This window comes from Streptomyces sp. NBC_01497 (genome assembly GCF_036250695.1).
GTDB lineage: Bacteria > Actinomycetota > Actinomycetes > Streptomycetales > Streptomycetaceae > Streptomyces.
Genome location: NZ_CP109427.1, coordinates 1,247,163 through 1,267,900, shown reverse-complemented (window position 1 = coordinate 1,267,900; position 20,738 = coordinate 1,247,163). Strand labels below are relative to the sequence as shown.

The following is a 20,738-nucleotide window of genomic DNA, read 5'->3' as shown; positions in this document are numbered from 1 at the left end:
CCGCCCATGCTCAAAGCGCTGTCCACCCACGTCAGGGCAGGTCTACGATGGCGCGATGCCCGAGACCAACACCGCCACCACAGCGCTCGCCCTGGGGGAGCGCACCTTCGTCCGGCACTTCAGGCCCGAGGACGCCGAGGAGTTCACCGCGTCGGCCCGCGCCAGCAGGGACCTCCACCGGCCCTGGCTGTTCCCGCCCGACCAGCCCGACGCCTACGCGGCCTACGCGGACCGGCTGCTGCGGGACCGGGACCGCGCCGGCTACCTCGTCTGTTCCCGCTTCGACGGCCGGATCGCCGGGTTCATCAACATCAACAACATCGTCCACGGCGCGCTGCGCGGCGGCGCCCTCGGCTACGGCGCCTTCGCGCACGCGGCCGGGCAGGGCTTGATGAGCGAGGGACTGCGTCTGGTGATGGCGCACGCCTTCGGCCCGCTCGGCCTGCACCGTCTGGAAGCCTCCATCCAGCCCACCAACACCGGCTCGATCGGGCTCGTGCGGCGGGCCGGGTTCCGGCTGGAGGGTTTCTCGCCCGACTTCCTCTTCATCGACGGCGCCTGGCGCGACCACGAGCGGTGGGCGATCACCTCGGACATGGCGGGGGGCATCACCGCCGCGACGGCCGGTTGATCTTCATCGTGTCCATGTCCGTCGCGGTCGAGCGCAGCTCGCCGTGCCCGTACCCGAGCGCGTCCAGGGCGTTCGCCGCCAGCTCCTCCGCGAGCAGGGCGGCCATCTCCTCGCCCTCGTCCGCGTCGGAGACGATCTCGTAGCGGTAGCTGAAGCGCTGGAGCGTGCGGTCGTAGACGAGCGAGCCCTCCGGGGTGAACCGGTGCTGCGCCAAGCCGTGGTCGTCCACCTCGGCGAGCAGCCGGCGCCGTGCCCCGTCCGTCAGTTCCCGCCAGCTGCCGCGCACGATCACGCGGTACGTGTGCTGGGTGCTCATCGGCCTCCCGCCCCTCTCTCGTCCCTCGCCCGGGCCCCGTACGCGGCGCGCGGCGCGCGACACGCCGTACGAGCGGGCAGCCCGCAGCATACGGGCGGAGCGCCGCGTCCCCCACGCAATATCGGCGCCCGGCCGTCGTGGCACCGCCCCGGGCGTCGCGTGTCTCAGCGTGAGACGCGCGACGGGCCGCGCGGGCGCACACTTCGCCCATGACACCGCATCAGCACCGCATCCGCCTGCTCGCCGGCTGCGGCATGGGCCTGGCGCTGTCCGGCCCCGTACTCGCCCTCGCCGGCCAGGGCGACGCGGGCCGGGGCATCGCGCTGGCGGGGGCAGGCCTGCTGCTGTGGGAGCGGGCCGCACTCGCGCTCAGCCGCTGGTCGGCGGGGCGTACGGGCCGGCCCGCGCTGCCCGGCCCGGTGCGGGACACGGTGGCCGAACGCCCCGACGAGTGACGAGCGGGGGACGTGGGGGCGACCCGCGAGGTCAGGGGCGACCGTGAGGGGGCCGGAGCCGACCGCGAGCTCCGGGGCGACCGTGAGGGGGCCAGGTCGACCCGCGAGGTCCGGGTGTCCTGGTGCGTGGACGCTCCGCCGCGAACGGGCCGCGCGGCGGGGCCCGTTGCCGGGCGGCCCACAGGGCCCGCTGCCCCGGCGGCCGAAGCCCGCCGCGCGCGCTCACCCCGGCCGAGCTGATCCTCGTCGACCGGTCGCCGGAGGTACTGGCGCTCGCCGGGACGCTGGCCGCGGACCACACGGTCGTCGACGACGGCAGCTGGTGCCCGCGCCGGCCGTGCTCAGCAGTGGCATGAGCCCCACCCACGCCCTGGTGATGAGTCAGATCGCCCTGTCCTTCGGTATCCCGTCCGCTCTGGTGCCGCTGGTCGCGCTGACCCGCGACCGGGCTGTGACGGGGCCCCTGGGTGAACCGGCACGCGACCACGGCCGCCGCGGTGGCGGCGAGCGTGGTGATCGTGGCGCTGAACGCGAGTCTGCTGGTGAGTCTGGTCCGAAGGCCGGTGCCGGAGCGCGCCGCGCGTCGGCGTCTTGTCGGGCGCTCGCCTTCGGGACGCCGCCCCCTCGTCCACGGCCGCTCTCCTGTTCGCCGCTGGGCCTGCCTGCCCACGTCCCGTGTCACGAGACCCGTCCGCCGACGGGTCGTCGCCTGCACGCTCCGGCGGTCGTGGTCGGGGTCGGGGTCGGGGCACAGCGCGGACGCCCGCGTTCGACCGACGGCGCCGCCGGGACCGGTGTGCGGAGTATTGACAATCTATTCATCAGAGGGAACTCTGCATGATCATATGCAGAGTGTCGTCCGAGGAAGGGAGAAGTCCGTGGCCGAGTCCCTGGTCGAGCGGCGTTCCATCGACGTCGTGCCGGACGAGGAGCGTCACGGCACGGCGTTCTCGCAGTTCACGCTCTGGCTGGGCGCCAACCTCCAGATCACCACCGTCGTCACCGGCGGCCTCGCGGTGATCTTCGGCGGTGACGTGGTCTGGTCGCTGGTGGGGCTGCTCGCGGGCAACCTCGTCGGCGGCGCCGTGATGGCGCTGCACTCGGCCCAGGGCCCGCGACTCGGACTGCCGCAGATGATCTCCTCACGCGCCCAGTTCGGCGTGAAGGGCGCGGTGGTGCCGCTGGTGCTGGTCGTCGTGATGTACGTCGGCTTCTTCGCCAGCGGGAGCGTGCTCGCGGGCCAGGCGGTCGGCAAGCTCACCCACCTCGGTCCGGTGGCCGGGATCGTGATCTTCGCCGTCGTGACCGCCGTGATGGCGGTCGTCGGCTACCGGATCATCCACGCGCTCGGCCGGGTGGCGAGCATCGTCTGCGCGGTCGCCTTCGTCTATCTCGGCATCCGGCTGCTCGACCACATCGACGTGGGCACGGTCCTGCACGACGAGAAGTTCAAGCTGCCGATGTTCCTGCTGGCCATGGCGCTCTCCGCGTCCTGGCAGCTCGCGTTCGGTCCGTACGTGGCGGACTACTCGCGCTACCTGCCCCGCACGACCAGTGCGCGGGCGACGTTCTGGTGGACGCTCGGCGGGACGGCCCTCGGCTCGCAGTGGTCCATGACCTTCGGCGTGCTGGTGGCAGCGACGGCGGGCAACGCCTTCGTCGACGACCAGGTCGGCTACGTGGTGGGCCTCGGCGGCACCGGTGCGATCGCCGCGTTCCTCTACTTCGCGATCGCGCTCGGCAAGCTGACCATCAACGTGCTGAACACGTACGGCGGTTTCATGTCGATCGTGACCAGCGTCAGCGGTTTCCGGGGACAGCGGGTGCTCTCCCAGCGGGGCCGCGGCGCGTACATCGCCTGCATCATGGTCGCCGGAACGGTCGTCGCCCTCCTCGGACGCGACTCGTTCCTGGACTCGTTCGCCGACTTCCTGCTGTTCCTGTTGACGTTCTTCACACCGTGGTCCGCGATCAACCTCGTCGACTACTACCTGATCTCGCGCGAACGCTACGACATCCCCGCGCTCACCGACCCGGAAGGCCGCTACGGGGGCTGGCGCGCGATCGCGCTGATCACCTATGTCGTAGGTCTCGCCGCCCAGTTCCCCTTCCTGTCCACGAGCTTCTACACCGGCCCGGTGGTGGGCCCGCTGGGCGGCGCGGACATCTCATGGATCGTCGGTCTTGTCGTACCGGCGGTGCTCTACGGAGTCCTCGCACGGCGCGAACGGAACGCTACGGCTGGGGAGTCCGGTCCACGTACTCGAACACCGCGCCGTCAGGGTGCAGGGCGATGAGATTGCGTCCGCCCGGCGTCGACACCGGACCCACCAGCACCTGACCGCCGCTCCCGGTGAGGATGGCCGCCGTGTCCGCGACGTCCTTGACCGCGATGGTCGCCGTCACCTTGCGCAGGACGTCGATCTCCGCTGCAGGACCGCTCATCAGCAGGAAGCACCCCACCGCGGCGGCGGACACACCCCCGCGTTCGGAGCGGAGCGCCGGGGTGCCGGTGAGGCGTTCGTAGAACACCACGGCCCGGTCCAGGTCTTCGACGTAGATACGCAGCGTGGTCCCGAGGATCTCCATGCGGATCAGGTTAGTTGGATAACCCTCCACGGGGGACAGGGTGTTCCCTCTCATCGGTGACCGGACCACCGCCCCGCGTCGGCGGGCGCTGGTCCGGTCACCGGCGGGGGAGGCCGGAGCCGCCCCGGCCGGTGGGTGCGTCAGGCGCGGCAGCGGAGTTCGACGTTGGGGCAGAGGAAACAGGCGTCGTCCGACTCGCCCCAGGTGCGCCACGCGCGGGCGATGCCGTCGAGTTGCGCGGCGGTGCCCTCACCGGTCGCCGTGACCCGCTCCGCGTAGGCGGGGGCCAGCGTGCGGTCCGCCCACAGGCCGCTCCACCAGACCCGTTCCGCGGGTGTCGCGTAGAACCAGGTCGAGGCCGACGGCGCGATCTCGGTGAAGCCGGCCTCACGCGCCCACGACAACAGGCGCCTGCCCGCGTCCGGTTCACCGCCGTTGGCGCGGGCCACCCGGCGGTACAGCTCGCGCCAGTCGTCGAGTTCGGGCGGGGCCGGGTACCAGCTGAACCCGCCGTAGTCCGCGTCCCGTACGGCGACGGTGCCACCCGGCTTGCACACCCGGCGCATCTCGCGCAGCGCCTGCACCGGGTCGCCGACGTGCTGGAGCACCTGATGGGCGTGCACCACGTCGAAGGAGTCGTCGGGAAAGTCCAGATCATGGACATCGGCGACCGCGAAGCGGACGTTGTCCACCCCGGCCTCCTCGGCGGCGCCGCGCGCCGCGTCCAGGACACTCTCCGAGGCGTCGACCGCGGTGACCGTGCCGGGCGCCACCAGAGCGGCGAGATCGGCGGTGATGGTGCCGGGGCCGCAGCCCACGTCCAGCAACTCCTGGCCCGGCGTCAGCTCGGGCACGAGGTAGCCGGCCGAGTTGGCGGCGGTGCGCCAGCGGTGTGATCGGAGCACCGACTCATGGTGCCCGTGGGTGTATACGGCGGTCTCCCTGGCCATCGGACGACTTCCCTTCTCGCGGCGTCGCGTGACGGGATCACCGTAAGCCCGTTCTGCATGATGAGACGATGTGTTTCGACATGTGGACTCTGTCGGAGCGTCCGGGTGCAGGGGTGCAGGGGCGCAGGGTGCAGGGTGCAGGGGGCGCACCGCTGACGCGCGGAGCCGTCGGAACGGGTGCACACGTCAGAACGCGGAGGCCGAGAAGACCTGCGGCCGGTACACCGTCAACGCCTCCACGGCCTTGTCCAGCACCAGTTCCTCCGGCGCCGGCGTGACCTCGCCGTCATAGGCGAGCGACGTGCCCCGCGCGAGACCCGCGATCCGCACCCTGCGCATCCGCTCGGCCGCGTGCACGGGCGACCGGCTCAGCGGCCCGGCGAGTGCGGCCGCGAGCAGCCGCAGGCCCGGCAGGCTTCCGCCGTGCACGATCCGCACGTCCAGGAGCCCGTCCGCGAGGTCGCGCCGGTGCCCGGGCGTGGGCCCCATCCGCTGGTAGATGTTGTTGCCGGCGAACAGCAGCCACAGCGACCTGCGAGTGCCCTCGAACTCCGCCTCCAGCCGGTGCCCCCGGCGCAGGGTCTCCAGAGCGGCGAGCACCCCGGCCGGCCAGCCGCCGAGGCGGGGCGCCCATCGCTCGCGCACGGTGACGAGCTCCGGGTAGACGCCGAGGCTGAACGTGTTGAGGAAGTAGCCGTGCGCGGCGCCCTCCGGGCCCGGCGTGAACCGCCCGAGATCCACCCGGACGGCCTCGCCCTCCGCCAGGGCCCGGCACGTGTCGTGCACCGATTCGATTCCCAGGTCGTACGCGAAGTGGTTGAGCGTTCCGCCGGGGAAGACGGCGAGCGGCACCCGGTGGCGCACCGCGGCCGCCGCGGCCCGGTTGACGGTCCCGTCGCCGCCGACCACGCCGAGTGCGCGGCAGCGGGCCGCCGCCTTGTCCAGGGCGGCCGTCACCTCGCCGGGCCCGCACTCCACGATCTCCGCACGGGGCAGCGCGTCGGCCACCAGCGTCGCCAGCTCCGCCGAGCCCGACGCCCGGTTGACCACGATCACCACACCCTCGCCGCCCGGCAGCCGAGGCGCCTCGGCGAACGGTCTGCCCGGCGAGGGCATCTGTGAGCGCGTCGGCACGATCCCCCGGACCGCGAGCGCCGCGCCGACGCCGAGCGCGGCGCCGGCCAGCACGTCACTCGGGTAGTGCACTCCCGTATAGACCCGGGAGAACGCCACGGAGGCGGCCAGCGGAGCCACCACGGCGCCCCATCCGGAGGATTCGAGGGCCACGCCGGCCGCGAAGGCCGCCGCCGACGCCGCGTGCCCCGAGGGGAACGACGTCGTGACGGGCTGCCGCTTCAGCTGCCGCACCAGGGGCACGGCGTCGAGTACCGGCCGTTCGCGCCGGGCCGCGTGCTTGACCACGGTGTTGACGGTGGCCGAGGCGAGCGCCAGCGAGGCGATCCCGCGCGTTGCGGCCCGGCGGGAGCGCGCCCCGCGGCCCAGGACCGCTATGCCCGCCGCGGCGCCGAACCACAGGAGGCCGTGGTTGGCCGCGCGGCTCAGCCGCGGCAGCACCGGCTCGGCGCCCGGCCAGTGCCGGGTCGCGGCGAATCTGAAGACCCGCTTGTCCACGTCGCTGAGCAGGCCCGCAAGCCTTGAATCGTCTGCCATGCGCATCCGCCTACCCCGTCGGCCGGGTGCTAGCCGGGCCCGCCCGGCCGGTACCCGGCGGGGCCGGGGCGGCCCCGCGTGCAGGGTGAGCCCGGCGTGGGTAGCAGGGGTGCGGGGCGGAACCCGGTGGCGCACCTGAGGGGGCAAGTAATATCAAATCTCTATATAAAGGGCTTATGACTCCATCTGTCGGGACCACGGCAGGCGGTCACGGGCCTCACCCGAGAGGCGCAGAACCACGGCGAACGGTCCACGAGGACCGCGGTCGCGTCCGCTTCGGCCCGTCGGCGCCGGACCCGGGGCTGCCCGCGCTGCCGGAGCTGATCGCGGCGTGCCAGGCCGCCGCGAGCCGGCCGGAACCCGAACCCCCGGGCGGCGGACCCGCACTGCGCGAGGCCGCCTGCGGCTACTGGTCCCGGCGCGGCCTGCGTACGAGCCCCGGACAGATCACCGCCGCGCCCGGCGCCCCGCCCCTGCTGTTCGCGCTGCTCAGCGCCATCGGCGGGGACGTGCTGCTGCCCCGGCCCTGCCCGGCCTGGTGGACCCCCCAGATCCGGCTGCTCGGCCGGCCCGCGTACCACGTGCCCACCCCCGCCGAGTGCGGCGGCGTGCCCGACCCGTACGCCCTGCTCGAAACCATCCGCAGGGTCCGCTCGGAGGGAGGGCGCCCCCGCGTCCTGCTGCTGTGCCCCGCCGACGACCCCACCGGCACCGTCGCCGCTCCCGACCTGCTGCACGCCGCGTGCGAGGCCGCGGTCGGCGAGGGGCTGCACCTCGTCAGCGACGAGACCTGGCGCGACACCCTGCACCGCGCCACCACCGTGCTGCTCAGCCCGGCCGAGATGTGGCCCGGCGACACCACCGTGATCTGCGACGCCGTCGGCGCGCTCGCCCCCGCCGCGTGGCCCGCCGCCGTCGCCCGCTTCCCGCACACCGCGCGCGGCCTGGCCCGGCGCGCCACCACCATCGACATCCTCACCGCGCTCGGCGCCCTGGTGCCCGCCCCGGTCGCGGCCGCCGTGGCACACGCCCTCACCGAACCCGACGCCGTACGCGCCAGGTCCCGCGCCGCCGCGGCCGCCCACGCCCAGGTCGCCGCCGCCGCGCACCGCGCGCTGCTCGCCGCCGGCGCCCTCGCGCGGCCCCCGGTGGCAGGCCGCCACCTCTACGCCGACCTCGGCCCGCTGCGTGCCCGGCTCGCGGGCGCAGACGTCACCGACTCGATGGACCTGGAGGAGTACCTCGAAGCCCGTCTCGGCACGCCGGTCTTCGGCGGGCACCGCTTCGGCGACGAACTCGGCGCGCTGCGCGTACGGCTGACCACCAGCCCGCTGCTCGGAGCAACCCCGAGTCATCGCCTGGAGTCCGTCACCACGGGAACACCGCTCAAACTGCCGCACGTGGCACAGGCGTTGAGCACCCTGGCCGCCGCTCTCGACGTTACACGGCGGCCCGCGACACCGCACGCCCTGCCCGAACCGCCTGGAACGCCTGGAACGCCTGGAACGCACGGGACGGAGCCGTTGTGAGGGAATCGACGCAGTACGGCGAGCCGGACCAGGAACCGGCCGGCGCCGGCCGGGGAACCGCGGTCGACCCGACGAGACGGTCTCCGGCGCCCCGCCCGGTCGGCGAACACCGCCGCCACTGGCCCAGATCCTTCGCCGACCGGCTCACCGCGCCGCTGCCCGGGGTCGTCGAGTTCGCGCGCTTCGTCAAGGACGGCGCCGTACGCCCCGGCCCCGACGGCCTCCGCGACATTCCCCAACTGCCCTTCGCCCCGGCGCCGCTGCCCCGGGTGCGCACCACGGACATCTGCCTGACCTGGGTCGGCCACGCCAGCTGGATCGTGCGCATAGCCGGGCTCACCGTCCTCACCGACCCCGTCTGGGCGCGCCGCATCCTCGGGACACCCGCGCGCATCACCCCCGTGGGCGTGCGCTGGGAGGATCTGCCGCCCGTCGACGCGGTCGTCATCAGCCACAACCACTACGACCACCTCGACGCGCCCACCCTCAGGCGACTCCCGCGCCACACCCCGCTGTTCGTGCCCGCCGGGCTCGCCCGCTGGTGCAGGCGCCGCGGGTTCGTGCGCGTCACCGAACTCGACTGGTGGGAGGGCGCGGAACTGCCGGGCGCCGACGGCAGGACCGTACGGTTCGACTTCGTGCCCGCCCACCACTGGTCCAAGCGTTCCCTCACCGACACCTGCCGCAGCCTTTGGGGAGGCTGGGTGATGAGCGACTCGCACGGCGGCACGGTCCACTTCGCGGGCGACTCCGGATACGGCGACTGGTTCCCGCAGATCGGCCGCCGCCACCCCGGCATCGACATGACGATGCTGCCGATCGGCGCGTACGAGCCGCGCTGGTGGCTGCGCGCGGAACACATGGACCCCGAGGAGGCCGTCCAGGCCTGCCGCGACCTCGGCGCCGCGCGGATGGCGCCCATGCACTGGGGGACCTTCGTGCTCTCCTCGGAACCCGTGCTGGAACCCCTCACCCGGGTACGGGCCGCCTGGGAGCGGACGGGCCGCCCCCGCGACCAGCTGTGGGACCTCCCGGTCGGCACGTCCCGGATCCTGCGGCCCGCCTGACGCGTCCGACGTGCCCGGCCTGCCCGATCCGCCTGTTTCGAAGGTGGCCCGAGGAGTGCCGTGCTGCCCGTCCAGCGGGCCGAGGTGCCCGCCCTCAGATCCGCTGGCTCCCGCCGTCCGCCGCACCGCCGCCGTCACCGGCGTCCTCCGGCGCGCGTACCTTGCGCCACACGACGGGAACGACAGCGACCAGCACTGTCAGGCCGATCGCCGTCGCCACGCCCTGCCAGGGCCGGGGGAACAGCGAGCCGCCCAGTACCCCGATCAGCTGGTAGGTCGCGGCCCAGGCGAGGCAGGCCCAGACGTCACCGCGCGCGAAGGACCGCATCGGCCACTTCGCCAGCAGGCACGCGAGCATCACCGGCACCCGTCCCGCCGGAACCAGGCGGGAGAGGACGAGGACCGCGATGCCGTGGTCGGCCAGCTTCTCCTGGGCCCCCGCGAGCCGTTCGGGCGGCGCGTGCTCGCGCAGCTTCTCCAGCCACCGGGACCCGTTCTTCGACTCGACGCCACGCCGGCCCAGCCAGTACAGCGCCATGTCTCCGAGGAACGCGGCGGCCGACGCCACCAGGAACGTGTACAGCATCGAGAGCGGGTCGGACTGGTGGAACGCCACCACCGCCGCCGAACTGACCACCGCCCCCGTCGGGACCACCGGCACCAGGGCTCCCAGCACCACCAGCAGGAACACCGAGGGGTAGCCGACTGCCTGCTGCGCCGACTCCGCCGGCAGCCGGGGGAGCGGGGTCGCGAGCACGTGCGCGAGCAGCGGTCCGCCCGTCACGGCGCCACCTGGGCCCGGGTGCTCTCACCGTGGTGCAGCAGACGCACCGTGACACCGGGGGCGAGCCGCTCCGCCTGGGCGACGAACTCCGTTCCCGGCGTGTGGAACTCGTGCGGCCGCACCCCGTCGAAGCCGATCGGCCAGTACGTGCCGTAGTGCACCGGCACCGCGGACGCGGGCGCGAGGAGAGCCGCCGCCCGCGCGGCCCGCTCCGGATCGAGGTGCTCGGGTCCGAGGTTCGGGCCCCAGCCGCCGACCGGCAGCAGTGCCGTGTCCACCGGCCCGACCGCCTCGGCCATCCCCTCGAACAGCCCGGTGTCGCCCGCGAAGTACGTACGGGACTCACCGCTGATCACGTAGCCGAGCGCGGGGGACAGGCGCGGCCCGATGGGCAGTCGCCGCCCGTCGTGGTGCGCGGGCACGACCCGTACCCGCACAGGACCGACCGACAGCTCGTCCCCCGGCACCACCTCGCGCACCCGCAGCCCCCGCGGGTTGCGCCGCGCGTCGAGCCGCCGCAGGGAGGGCACCGAGCGGGCCGCGCCGCGCGGCACGACGAGCAGCGTGCCGGGCGCGAGGCGCGCGAGCGAACCCACGTGCAGATGGTCGGAGTGCAGGTGGGAGATGAGTACCGCGTCCGCCACCGCCGCCCGCGCGGTCGGCAGGGCGCCCTTCCTGCGCCGCAGGTGCGCGAAGCGGCGCACGAACAGCGGGTCGGTCAGCAGCCGGACGCCGGAGTCCTCGACCGTGCAGGTGGCATGACCCCACCAGGTGATGACGGCTCCCACGGCGACCTCGGCTTCCTCGAACCCGGGGTGCGGGCTCGGCTGGACACGGTGCTCAGCCTACGGGGGCGGAGCACGAGGCCACAGGGGCGCCCGGGGGGACGGGTGCCCACCGCGGGGGCCGTGAACGCGTCCGGGCACGCCCGGGGATGCACGTCGGGGGGCGTGACCAGGCCCGTCCAGGGCGTTCTCGGGCGCGGTGGTGGCGGAACGGATGCCTCCGCACGGCCGGGCGGGCACTGCCACGCGGAGCTGTGGGCGCGGGCCCCGGCCGGCCGCCCCCGGCGTGCCCCGTCGCGCGCCCGCGAAGGCCCGCACACCACTTCCCCGGGGGCCGCGGGAGCGCGGTAGTGTCGCCTGCACAAAGGACTTTCGGGACAGCCGGGGGACTGACATGGCAGAGGCCGGTGTGCGGGTGGCGGCGATCGCCAGCCTGACTCCCCTCGCTGAGCTGGAGCGCGAACCCTTTCTCGTGGACACCCGCAGCCAGCACGCCATGTGCGCGCGCTGGGCCGAGGAGCGGGGCTTCGCCGTCACCCGGCACCTGCTGCTCTACGGGGTGCGGCCGGACCACCCGGGGCTGTGGGTGGACATCGAGGCCGGAGTCGTCGACTTGTTCGTCGCACCCAACGAACGTGTTCTCGCGCGCGCGTTCACCTCGGCGGAGGCGTTCGCCGCCGTCTGCGAGAGCCGGGGCGTGCCCCTGGAGACCGCGCGGCTCGACGAACCGTCGTACAACGCGGGGATGAAGGCGGGCGTCCACCGCAGACTGTCGATGCCTACAGCCGGCTACGACGGCCGCTGACCAGCACGTCCGCCGTCCCGCGCGCGCCCGGGCAGGCACGTGGCCGAGCCCGCTGTGTCACCCTGGTCCGGTGCCCGCGGGACCAGCCGCGGGCCGGGACGGAGGAACGGGCCGTGGCGCAGCGAGGCCGATGGCGGACGGCGGGGAGGGCGTTGCTCCGCGTGCTCACGGTGTGGGCGGTCTCCACGCTGACGATGCTCGCGCTCGCCGGGCTCCTGCCCGACTTCAGTCTCCAGTCACCCGACGGCGACAGTGCCACGAGGACGGCGCTCACCGCCGCGTGGGGCGCGGGCGCCTTCGGCCTGCTCAGTGCGCTGGTGTGGCCCTTGCTGGTGCGGGCGCTGCTGCTGGTGCCGGCGTTGCTGCTCGGTCTGCTGGTGTTCTTTTTGAACGGGTCGCTGCTGCTGCTCGCGCTCCGGCTGATCCCCGACGGGCGCGGTGACGCCGGTCCTGAGACGGCCGTCGCCGTGGCCGCCGTGATGTCGGCCGTCGCGTCGGCGACCTCGACCGCGCTCGCCGCGGGCGACGAGGGCGCCTATCCGCGCAGGCTCTCCCGGGTCGCCGGCCGCCGCCGCCGCAGAAGCGGCGAGGACGGCGGGGAGGGCGGCCCGCCCGGCACCGTCTTCGTGCAACTCGACGGCGTGGGCCACCGAATCCTCGTGGAGTCACTCGCGGCCGGGCTGCTCCCGCACCTCGCACAACGGCTCGGCCCCGACGGCACGCACCGGCTCACCCACTGGCGAACCGACTGGTCGAGCCAGACCGGCGCGAGCCAGCTGGCGATCCTGCACGGCACCAACCACGACGTCCCCGCCTTTCGCTGGTACGAGAAGGACTCCGGCCGCACCATGGTCAGCAACCGGCCGGCCAGCGCCGCGGAACTCCAGCGCCGCGCCGTCGGACGGACCGGCGACGGCGGCCTGCTCACCCTCGACGGCGCGAGCCGCGGCAACCTCTTCAGCGGCGGCGCGGACCAGTTGGCGCTGGTGCTGTCGATGGCGGCGCGACGCGGCCGGTCCAACCGTTCCCGCGCCGGGTACTTCGCGTACTTCCGCGACCCGGCGAACGCGGTCCGCACGGCCGTGTCCTTCGCCGTCGAGGTCGTCCGCGAGATGGCCCAGTCCACCGCCGCCCGGCTGCGCCACGAGCGCCCCCGGGTCGGCCGGGGCGGCCTCTACCCCCTGATCCGCGCCTTCGCGACCGTCGTCGAGCGCGACGTGGTGGTCGCGGCGGTGATGGCCGACATCCTCTCCGGGCGCTCCGCGGTCTACGCCGACTTCGTCGCGTACGACGAGGTGGCCCACCACTCGGGGCCGCGCAGCCGGGACGCCCTGCGGGTCCTCGCCCGGCTCGACCGGTGCGTCGGCGCGATCGAGCGGGCCATCGCGTACGCGCCCCGCTCGTACCACCTCGTCCTGCTCTCCGACCACGGGCAGAGCGCCGGTGAGACCTTCGAGGGCGCCTACGGCCTGACGTTGAAGGACCTCGTACGGGCCGGCTGCGGGCTGCCCGTACCGCGCCGGGCCGAACGCACCAGGAGCGGCGCCGAGGCCCGCTTCGCGGCGCGGCACGCGGTCCGCGCGGCCCTGCACCGGCCGGTCCACGAGGGCACGACGGAGGAAGGCGCCGTCACCGGTTCGCAGCCGGTCGTCCTCGCCTCGGGAAACCTCGGCCTTGTCTCCTTCCCCGATGTACCCGGTCGGATGAGCCGTGAGCAGATCGACCGGCGCCACCCCGCGCTGCTGAGCACCCTCGCGCACCACCCCGGGATCGGCTTCCTGCTCGTCGCGGGCGAAGGGGGCGGGTCACTGGTGCTCGGCCGGGGCGGCGCCGAGGTGCCGATGGCCGAACTCGTCGACGGCGAGGGCCCGCTCACCGGTTTTCCGCCGGGAGCCGCGGCCGCGATCCGCCGCACCGACGGCTTCCCGCATGTCGCGGACATCATGATCAATTCGATGTACGAGCCGGGGACCGGCCGGGTGCACGCCTTCGAGGAGCAGATCGGCTCGCACGGCGGGCTCGGCGGCGAGCAGTCGCACGCCTTCCTGATGTCGCCCCGCGCGCTGTCCCCGGCCCTCGCCGACGAGGCGGACGCCGCCGGCGGCGTTGCGCGCGAAAGCGAGGGGCACGGCGCCGGCGCGCAGGAGGTGGACCGCGTCGAACTCGTGGGCGCCGAGCAGGTGCACCGAGTGCTGCGGCGCTGGCTGCGCGAGTGTTCGGGCCCGCAGGTCCCGCTGCCCCCCGCCGGTGTCCCGGCCCCGAGGACGGGCGGCGAGCGGGGGCCTGCGGGGGCGGGCCGCCCGGCGGGCGGCGAGGGCCCCGGTCACCCGGCGGGCGCCCCGGGCGCCGGCGGCGAGGTGCCCGAGGTACCCGCGGTGCCCGAAGCACCCGCGGTGTCCGGGGTGTCCGCGGTGACCGAGGTGTCCGAGGTGACAGAGGACAGCGGCGACGGCATGCGCACCGTGTGACGACCGGGACACCGGCGCGAGGAGAGAACGAGCGCGCCGCGGGGCAGTAATCAGCGGGGGAGAGGGCGTGGGCACGGCGGCCCGCGCCCTCTCCCCGTCCCCGCCCGGCACCCGTGTCCCACCCCTGTCGCGCTCGGCGCGGTGCCGTCCGGAGCCTGCCCGCCGCCGCGTCCGTGTTTCGGGGCCATCCGCGCGGGAGAGGGATCACCAGCGTTTCCAGGCCACTACCAAGCGGCCGTCACCGAGCGGCCACCACCGACCGCACACGTCCGTCATTCGGGAGTCATTCCTCATGCACGACGACCGCAGCCTGGTCGAAGCACGCCTGACGCGCGTCCTCAGGGAGCGCATCCGGCCCGCCGTCCACCCCCAGTCGATACCGCTCACCGTCGAGATCTGGTCCGCGCCGGACGAGCCCGTACCGGTGGCCGAGGGACTTGCCGCCCCCACCGAACCGATCGCGCCGGGCACACCCTGGGGCGCCCCCTGGGGCACCAGCTGGTTCAAGGTCAGCGGCACGGTGCCCGCCGCGTGGGCGGGCCGCACCGTGGAGGCCGTGCTCGACCTCGGCTTCACGAAGGCCACCCCGGGCTTCCAGTGCGAGGGCCTCGTCTACCGGCCCGACGGCAGCCCGGTGAAGGGCCTCCACCCGCGCAGCTCCTCCGTGCGGGTGGGCAAACCCGCCCGGGGCGGCGAGGAGGTCCTCTGGCACATCGAGGCGGCCTCCAACCCCGACGTGCAGGACGGCGGGCACCCCTTCGAACCCACCGACCTCGGCGACAAGCGGACCGCGGGCCGCAGCCCGCAGTACGTGCTCGGCCGGATGGACCTCGCCGTCCTGGACGAGACCGTGTGGAACCTCGTGCTCGACCTGGAGGTCCTCGGCGAGCTCATGGCCGAGCTGCCGGTCGAGGGCAGCCGCCGGTGGGAGATCCTGCGGGCCGTGGAGCGGGCGCTGGACGCGGTCGACCTGCAGGACGTGAACGGCACCGCGGCAGCGGCCAGGGAGGAGCTGGCCGGTGTGCTCGCCGCCCCCGCCACCGCCGCCGCGCACCGCATCAGCGCCGTCGGCCACGCGCACATCGACTCCGCCTGGCTGTGGCCGCTGCGCGAAACGGTCCGCAAGGTGGCCCGTACGAGCGCCAACATGACGGCTCTGCTGGAGGACGAGCCCGACTTCGTCTACACGATGTCGCAGGCACAGCAGTTCGCCTGGATCAAGGAGCACCGGCCCGAGGTGTACGCCCGGGTCAAGAAGGCGGTGGCCGACGGGCGGTTCGTGCCGGCGGGCGGGATGTGGGTGGAGTCGGACACGAACATGCCGGGGTCGGAGGCGATGGCCCGGCAGTTCGTGCACGGGAAGCGGTTCTTCCTGGACGAGTTCGGGGTGGAGAACGACGAGGCGTGGCTGCCGGACACGTTCGGTTTCGCGGCGGGTCTGCCGCAGATCATCAAGGCCGCCGGGTCGAAGTGGCTGCTCACGCAGAAGATCTCGTGGTCGGCCACGAACACGTTCCCGCACCACACGTTCAACTGGGAGGGCATCGACGGGACGCGGATCTTCACGCACTTCCCGCCCGTCGACACCTACAACTGCTCGATGAAGGGCAGCGAGATCGCCCACGCCGAGCGGAACTTCAAGGACAAGGGTGTGGCGCGGCACTCGCTCGCCCCGACCGGGTTCGGGGACGGCGGCGGCGGGACGACGCGCGAGATGGTCGCCAAGGCCAAGCGGCTGCGCAACCTCGAAGGCTCCGCGACGGTCCAATGGGAGTCACCCGCCGACTTCTTCGCGAAGGCGGAGGCGGAGTATCCCGATCCGCCGGTGTGGGTGGGTGAGCTGTATCTGGAGCTGCACCGGGCGACGCTGACGAGCCAGGCGGGGACGAAGCAGGGCAACCGGCGCAGTGAGCACCTGTTGCGGGAGGCGGAGCTGTGGGCGGCCACGGCGGCGGTGCGGGCCTCCTTCCCGTATCCGTACGAGGAGCTGGACCGGATCTGGAAGACGGTGCTGCTGCACCAGTTCCACGACATCCTGCCGGGCTCGTCCATCGCCTGGGTGCACCGCGAGGCCCGCGCGACCTACGCGAAGGTCGCGGGCGAGCTGAACGGCATCATCGACGCCGCCCAGCGCGCCCTCGCCGGTGAGCTCTCCGGTGGCACCATGCTGGTCTTCAACGGGGCGCCGCACGCCAGGGGCGGGGTCGCGGCGGGTGCCGCCGGTCCGGCCGCGCCGGACACGCCCGCCGTGCCGGCGCCGCGCGAGGGCGGCGGTTTCGTCCTCGACAACGGCCTGCTGCGGGTGGAGATCGACGCACGCGGCCTGGTCGTCTCCGCCTACGACATCGCGGCGCGACGCGAGACCGTCGCGCCGGGGCAGGCCGCGAACCTGCTCCAGCTGCACCCCGACTTCCCCAACCAGTGGGACGCCTGGGACGTCGACCGGTTCTACCGCAACGTCGGGACCGACCTGAGCGCACTGGACGAACTCACCGCCGACGCCGGGGCGGTGCGGATCGTGCGCGGCTTCGGCGACTCCCGGGCCGTCCAGCTGCTCTCGCTGCGCGCGGGTACGAAGCGGCTCGACATCGACACCGAGGTCGACTGGCACGAGAAGGAGAAGTTCCTCAAGCTGGCCTTCCCGCTCGATGTGAAGGCCGACCGGTACGCCTCGGAGACACAGTTCGGCCATGTCCACCGGCCCACCCATCAGAACACCAGCTGGGAGTGGGCCAAGTTCGAGGCCTGCAACCACCGCTTCGTCCATCTGGAGGAGCCCGGCTGGGGCGTCGCGCTCGTCAACGACTCCACGTACGGCCACGACGTGACCCGGCAGGTGCGCACCGGCGCCGACGCGGGCACCACGACGACCGTTCGGGCCTCGCTGCTGCGCGCCCCGCGCTATCCCGACCCGGAGACCGACCAGGGCGTGCACCGCTTCCACCACGCGCTGGTGCCCGGCGCCACGATCGGGGACGCGGTGCGCGAGGGCTACCGCGCGAACCTGCCCGAGCGCCACGTCACCGGAAGCACGGAGGTCGCCCCGCTGGTGACCGTCGATGACGACGCGGTGGTGGTGAGCGCGGTGAAGCTGGCCGACGACCGCAGCGGCGACCTGGTCGTGCGGGTCTACGAGGCGCACGGCGGCAGGGCGCGGGCCACGGTCTCGGTGCCCGGCTTCCCGGTCGGCTCGGCGGTACGGACCGACCTGCTGGAGCGCCCGCTCGCGGACTCGGAAGCTCCGGCTCCGGTCGACGGCGGATTCCTTCTCGCGCTCCGGCCGTTCGAGCTGGTCACGCTGCGGCTCACGCGCGGCTGATCCCCGGCCCCGCGATCGTGTCCGTGCCGTCCCGCCCCGGCTGAGCAGCCCGGGCGGGACGGCACGTCCGCGTCCCGGCCTTTCCGGGGCACCCGTCCCGGTCCCGGCCCCGGGCCCCTGGCGCCGCATCCCGGGGAGGCCGTGAGGCCCGTACGGAGCAACCCGCACCGGGCGGAGCGGGCGCCGTCCGGCCCCCTTCCCCGGCGCGTCATACCCCGGCCCGTTCCGGGGCCGATCGCACCGGTGAGGTGAAAAGTCCGTTTAGGTTGTTTTGAGGGTGGTATATCGGGTTCGCTGCCGATCCCCGAGGTGACCATGCGTCTGCTTCTCGTCCATCCGAGTGCCCTGCTGTACTCCGAGATCTTCCTGCGGCTCGAACCGCTCGGCCTGGAGCGCGTGGCGGGTGCCGCCCGCGCCGCCGGGCACGAGGTCCGCGTGGTCGACCTGCAGGTCCTCACCCCGCGCGCGCTCGCGGCGGAGGTCCGCTCCTTCCGCCCCGAGGCGCTGGGCATCTCCCTGAACTACCTGGCCAACATCCCCGAGGCGATCGACATCTCCCGCGCCGTCAAGCGCGAGGTGCCGGGCTGCTTCGTCTTCCTCGGCGGCCACAGCGTGTCCTTCGTCGCGGGCGACGTGCTGGAGCAGGCGCGCGGGGCGGTGGACGCCGTCGTCCGCGGTGAGGGTGAGCCCGCCGTGGTCTCCCTGCTGCAGGCCGTACGGGACGGGGACGGCGTCGAGGGTGTGCCGGGCGTCGTCACCGTGAACGGCCGCGGTCCCGCGCCCGTCATGATGCACTCCATCGACAGCCCGGCGCCCGCCCGCGACCTGATGCGCCACCGCCGCAAGTACTTCATCGGCGAACTCGACCCCTGCGCCTCCATCGAGTTCACCCGCGGCTGCCCCTGGGACTGCTCGTTCTGCTCCGCCTGGACGTTCTACGGCCGCAGCTACCGCAAGGCGTCCCCGGAGGCGGCCGGCCACGAGATGGCGAGCATCAAGGAGCCGAACGTCTTCATCGTGGACGACGTGGCCTTCATCCGCCCCGAGCACGGTCACGCCATCGCGGCCGAACTGGAGCGGCGCCGGATCAGGAAGCATTACTACCTGGAGACCCGCAGTGATGTCCTCCTGCGCAACGAGGAGGTCTTCCAGCGCTGGGCACGGCTCGGCCTGAGCTACATGTTCCTCGGGATGGAGGCCATCGACGCCGAGGGGCTCGACCTCTACCGCAAGCGGGTCAGCCCCGACGACAACTTCCGGGCCCTGGAGCAGGCCCGCAAGCTCGGTATCAACGTCGCCATCAATCTCATCGTCGACCCGGCCTGGGACGAGGAGCGCTTCCGGGTCATCCGCGAATTCGCGTTGTCCGTACCGGAGATCGTGCACCTCACCGTCATGACTCCCTACCCCGGTACGGAGATCTGGCACACCGAGGCCCGCCGCCTGACCACCCGGGACTACCGCCTGTTCGACATCCAGCACGCGGTCGTGCCGACGACACTGCCACTCGACGTCTTCTACCGCGAACTGGTCCGCACCCAGGCCGTCATCAACCGCAAGCACCTCGGCCTGCGCACGGCTTTCGGCGCGATGCGCGTCCTCGGCGGAAACCTGGCGCGCGGCCAGACGAACTTCGCCCGCATGCTGTGGAAGTTCAACCGCGTCTACAACCCCGCCCGGCAACTGGCCGACCACCGGCGCGGCGTGCGCTACGAACTGCCGCTGCCCCCGGCCGCGACGGCGGAGATCGGCAACCGGCGGGCGCTGTACGTCCACACCAGGCCGGTGGCGGCCGAACGGGCCACCGCCGAGCGTGCGGACCGGGAGCGGGCGGCCGTCGAGGGACCGGTCCCCGGCGCCGCGGCGGACAGGACCCCGGGCACCGAACCCGTCTGAGCCGGCGCGGCCGGGACGCAGCGGGCGGCCCCTCGGACGGCCGGGGCGGGCCCACGGGCCGTCAGGCCGTCAGGCCGCCGGGCCCTGGGTCCGTCCCGTACACCGGGGATCGTCATCCACGGCCTGGCGGGCGATCAGGCGCAGGAACGCGCTCTCGTTGCCGGCCAGACCGACGGCGCCCAGCGCCGCGTCCGCCTCCTTGAGAGGAAGGGCGAGCAACGGCCCCGCCTCCGGCAGGCTCGCCTCCGGCCGCTCGCCGAGGACGGCCCGGACCGCGGCCAGCAGCCGCAGGTACGCCCGCGCCGCCGTCCGCTCCCCGGCGACCGTGCCGGCCACCGCCGTCGCTCCCATGCTCCTGTCGGTCATCCCGAGCCCCCTGGTGTCGTGACGTTGAGAATCTGTCGGACTCTCAAGTCTTCACCACGGGTCTGACACAGGCCTTCGGCCCGCGACGGCGCCCCCGCGCGCGGCAGGTGGGTCCGCCCCGGCCACCCGGGCTCACTCCTCGACGAGCATCCCGTCCCGCAGCCGGGCGATGATGCGGTTCAGCAGCCGCGACACGTGCATCTGGGAGACCCCGAGCTCCGCGCCGATCTGCGACTGCGTCATCTCGCCCCCGAAGCGCATCTGCACGATCCTGCGCTCCCGGTCGTCCAGCCTCTCCAGCAGCGGGGCGAGAGCGTGCAGGTTCTCGACCTTCTCCATGTCCGGGTCGTCCTCGCCGATCACGTCCGCGAAGGTCCGGCCCGTGCCCTTGGTCCTGCTGTCGTCGCCGGCGGGCAGGTCCAGCGAACCCGCCGTGTAGCCGTTGGTCGCGACCAGGCCTTCCACGACCTCGTCCTCGGAGAGGTCCAGCAGCTCCGCGATCTCCCGGACCGTGGGGTCCCGGTCGAGCCGTGTGGCGAGCAGTTCCTTGGCCTTGGCGAGTTCCACGCGCAGTTCCTGGAGCCTGCGGGGCACGTGCACCGCCCAGCTCGTGTCCCGGAAGAACCGCTTGATCTCCCCCACGATGTAGGGAACCGCGAACGAGGTGAACTCGACCTCGCGGGAGAGGTCGAACCGGTCGATGGCCTTGATGAGCCCGATCGTGCCGACCTGGAAGATGTCCTCCATCTCGCCGCCGCCGCGGTTGCGGAAGCGTCCCGCGGCGAACCGGACCAGGGTCTGGTTCATCTCGATCAGGGTGTTGCGCGCGTACTGGTACTCGTGAGTGCCCTCTTCGAGGAGCTGGAGCCGGTCGAAGAACAGTTTCGACAGCTCACGTGCGTCCCGCGGGGCAACCCTGCTCGGGTCCGCGATCAGCGGCAGCCCGGCCGCGGTCGTCGTTTCCTCGCCGGACGCCAGGGGGGTGCTGGTGGCCATGTATGTCACCTCTCAGCGGTGGATCGTCCAGGGGCCCTTCTGCCCAGGGCCGAACGGGTCATGTCCCCGCAGCCGGAATCTCCTGATCCACAAGTGGTGGCAGGCAGCGCG

17 protein-coding genes are annotated in these 20,738 nt (G+C 73.4%); 9 read left to right on the top strand and 8 right to left on the bottom strand.

The genetic code is table 11. The features are described from left to right. Positions 1-55: 55 nt before the first annotated feature. A complete protein-coding gene (locus OG310_RS05515; protein ID WP_329454742.1) occupies positions 56-631 on the top strand; it encodes a GNAT family N-acetyltransferase in 576 nt (191 codons plus the stop codon). Here the strand turns inward: OG310_RS05515 and OG310_RS05510 are convergent. Then, the gene (locus OG310_RS05510; RefSeq protein ID WP_329454741.1) at positions 609-947 is read right to left on the bottom strand and encodes a DUF6204 family protein; all 339 of its coding nucleotides are present in this window, start codon (positions 945-947) and stop codon (positions 609-611) included. The genes OG310_RS05515 and OG310_RS05510 overlap by 23 nt on opposite strands. Positions 948-1,156: 209 nt before the next feature. On the opposite strand from OG310_RS05510, the gene OG310_RS05505 reads away from it, so the two are divergent. Continuing rightward, positions 1,157-1,402: a hypothetical protein gene (locus OG310_RS05505; protein WP_329454740.1), complete on the top strand. Its 246-nt coding sequence runs from the start codon at positions 1,157-1,159 to the stop codon at positions 1,400-1,402. Between the two features lie 878 nt (positions 1,403-2,280). Further along, positions 2,281-3,699 carry a purine-cytosine permease family protein gene (locus OG310_RS05500; protein ID WP_329454739.1) on the top strand — a complete coding sequence of 473 codons (1,419 nt, stop codon included), beginning with the start codon at positions 2,281-2,283 and terminating at the stop codon, positions 3,697-3,699. Here the strand turns inward: OG310_RS05500 and OG310_RS05495 are convergent. The 3 genes from OG310_RS05495 to OG310_RS05485 form a co-directional block, all read right to left on the bottom strand. Beyond that, positions 3,638-3,991 carry a VOC family protein gene (locus OG310_RS05495; protein ID WP_329454738.1) on the bottom strand — a complete coding sequence of 118 codons (354 nt, stop codon included), beginning with the start codon at positions 3,989-3,991 and terminating at the stop codon, positions 3,638-3,640. The genes OG310_RS05500 and OG310_RS05495 overlap by 62 nt on opposite strands. 140 nt (positions 3,992-4,131) lie before the next feature. After that, positions 4,132-4,941 carry a class I SAM-dependent methyltransferase gene (locus OG310_RS05490; protein WP_329454737.1) on the bottom strand — a complete coding sequence of 270 codons (810 nt, stop codon included), beginning with the start codon at positions 4,939-4,941 and terminating at the stop codon, positions 4,132-4,134. A gap of 186 nt (positions 4,942-5,127) precedes the next feature. Continuing rightward, entirely contained in the window at positions 5,128-6,612 is a 1,485-nt protein-coding gene (locus tag OG310_RS05485; protein ID WP_329454736.1) for a bifunctional phosphatase PAP2/diacylglycerol kinase family protein, read from the bottom strand. A gap of 176 nt (positions 6,613-6,788) precedes the next feature. Here OG310_RS05485 and OG310_RS05480 point away from each other — a divergent pair, with 176 nt between their 5' ends. Both OG310_RS05480 and OG310_RS05475 read left to right on the top strand, forming a co-directional pair. Beyond that, positions 6,789-8,141, top strand: a complete 1,353-nt coding sequence (locus OG310_RS05480) for an aminotransferase class I/II-fold pyridoxal phosphate-dependent enzyme (protein WP_329454735.1) — start codon at positions 6,789-6,791, stop codon at positions 8,139-8,141. Then, positions 8,138-9,208 (top strand): MBL fold metallo-hydrolase, encoded by a 1,071-nt coding sequence (locus tag OG310_RS05475; protein ID WP_329454734.1) that lies wholly within the window; start codon positions 8,138-8,140, stop codon positions 9,206-9,208. Before OG310_RS05480 ends, OG310_RS05475 begins: the two co-directional genes overlap by 4 nt. Positions 9,209-9,302: 94 nt before the next feature. Here the strand turns inward: OG310_RS05475 and OG310_RS05470 are convergent, their stop codons facing one another. Both OG310_RS05470 and OG310_RS05465 read right to left on the bottom strand, forming a co-directional pair. After that, the gene (locus OG310_RS05470; RefSeq protein ID WP_329454733.1) at positions 9,303-9,992 is read right to left on the bottom strand and encodes a DedA family protein; all 690 of its coding nucleotides are present in this window, start codon (positions 9,990-9,992) and stop codon (positions 9,303-9,305) included. Then, on the bottom strand, positions 9,989-10,780 hold the full coding sequence (locus tag OG310_RS05465) for an MBL fold metallo-hydrolase (protein WP_329454732.1): 792 nt from the start codon (positions 10,778-10,780) through the stop codon (positions 9,989-9,991). The genes OG310_RS05470 and OG310_RS05465 overlap by 4 nt, the downstream gene beginning before the upstream one ends. 391 nt (positions 10,781-11,171) lie before the next feature. Here OG310_RS05465 and OG310_RS05460 point away from each other — a divergent pair, with 391 nt between their 5' ends. The 4 genes from OG310_RS05460 (at position 11,172) to hpnR (ending at position 19,265) form a co-directional block, all read left to right on the top strand. Then, positions 11,172-11,582, top strand: a complete 411-nt coding sequence (locus OG310_RS05460; protein WP_329454731.1) for a hypothetical protein — start codon at positions 11,172-11,174, stop codon at positions 11,580-11,582. Between the two features lie 194 nt (positions 11,583-11,776). Beyond that, positions 11,777-14,050, top strand: coding sequence for a phage holin family protein (locus tag OG310_RS05455; protein WP_443078823.1), 2,274 nt, complete (start codon positions 11,777-11,779; stop codon positions 14,048-14,050). Positions 14,051-14,342: 292 nt separating this feature from the next. Beyond that, positions 14,343-17,369, top strand: a complete 3,027-nt coding sequence (locus OG310_RS05450) for an alpha-mannosidase (protein ID WP_329454729.1) — start codon at positions 14,343-14,345, stop codon at positions 17,367-17,369. Between the two features lie 315 nt (positions 17,370-17,684). Further along, the gene (gene hpnR / locus OG310_RS05445) at positions 17,685-19,265 is read left to right on the top strand and encodes a hopanoid C-3 methylase HpnR (RefSeq protein WP_329454728.1); all 1,581 of its coding nucleotides are present in this window, start codon (positions 17,685-17,687) and stop codon (positions 19,263-19,265) included. A 69-nt stretch (positions 19,266-19,334) separates the two neighbouring features. On the opposite strand, the gene OG310_RS05440 is transcribed toward hpnR, so the two are convergent. Both OG310_RS05440 and OG310_RS05435 read right to left on the bottom strand, forming a co-directional pair. Further along, positions 19,335-19,631 carry a hypothetical protein gene (locus OG310_RS05440; RefSeq protein ID WP_329454727.1) on the bottom strand — a complete coding sequence of 99 codons (297 nt, stop codon included), beginning with the start codon at positions 19,629-19,631 and terminating at the stop codon, positions 19,335-19,337. Between the two features lie 132 nt (positions 19,632-19,763). Continuing rightward, complete coding sequence (locus OG310_RS05435) at positions 19,764-20,627, bottom strand: RNA polymerase sigma factor SigF (protein WP_329454726.1); 864 nt, start codon at positions 20,625-20,627, stop codon at positions 19,764-19,766. Between the last annotated feature and the right edge of the window lie 111 nt (positions 20,628-20,738).

What these genes read in the sequence shown, in the direction of transcription:
- OG310_RS05435 (WP_329454726.1), bottom strand. Translation starts at nt 20,627, where the DNA reads ATGGCCACCAGCACCCCCCTGGCGTCCGGCGAGGAAACGACGACCGCG.
- hpnR (WP_329454728.1), top strand. Translation starts at nt 17,685, where the DNA reads ATGCGTCTGCTTCTCGTCCATCCGAGTGCCCTGCTGTACTCCGAGATC.
- OG310_RS05515 (WP_329454742.1), top strand. Translation starts at nt 56, where the DNA reads ATGCCCGAGACCAACACCGCCACCACAGCGCTCGCCCTGGGGGAGCGC.
- OG310_RS05480 (WP_329454735.1), top strand. Translation starts at nt 6,789, where the DNA reads ATGACTCCATCTGTCGGGACCACGGCAGGCGGTCACGGGCCTCACCCG.
- OG310_RS05440 (WP_329454727.1), bottom strand. Translation starts at nt 19,631, where the DNA reads ATGACCGACAGGAGCATGGGAGCGACGGCGGTGGCCGGCACGGTCGCC.
- OG310_RS05490 (WP_329454737.1), bottom strand. Translation starts at nt 4,941, where the DNA reads ATGGCCAGGGAGACCGCCGTATACACCCACGGGCACCATGAGTCGGTG.
- OG310_RS05485 (WP_329454736.1), bottom strand. Translation starts at nt 6,612, where the DNA reads ATGGCAGACGATTCAAGGCTTGCGGGCCTGCTCAGCGACGTGGACAAG.
- OG310_RS05460 (WP_329454731.1), top strand. Translation starts at nt 11,172, where the DNA reads ATGGCAGAGGCCGGTGTGCGGGTGGCGGCGATCGCCAGCCTGACTCCC.
- OG310_RS05450 (WP_329454729.1), top strand. Translation starts at nt 14,343, where the DNA reads ATGCACGACGACCGCAGCCTGGTCGAAGCACGCCTGACGCGCGTCCTC.
- OG310_RS05455 (WP_443078823.1), top strand. Translation starts at nt 11,777, where the DNA reads ATGCTCGCGCTCGCCGGGCTCCTGCCCGACTTCAGTCTCCAGTCACCC.
- OG310_RS05505 (WP_329454740.1), top strand. Translation starts at nt 1,157, where the DNA reads ATGACACCGCATCAGCACCGCATCCGCCTGCTCGCCGGCTGCGGCATG.
- OG310_RS05495 (WP_329454738.1), bottom strand. Translation starts at nt 3,991, where the DNA reads ATGGAGATCCTCGGGACCACGCTGCGTATCTACGTCGAAGACCTGGAC.
- OG310_RS05510 (WP_329454741.1), bottom strand. Translation starts at nt 947, where the DNA reads ATGAGCACCCAGCACACGTACCGCGTGATCGTGCGCGGCAGCTGGCGG.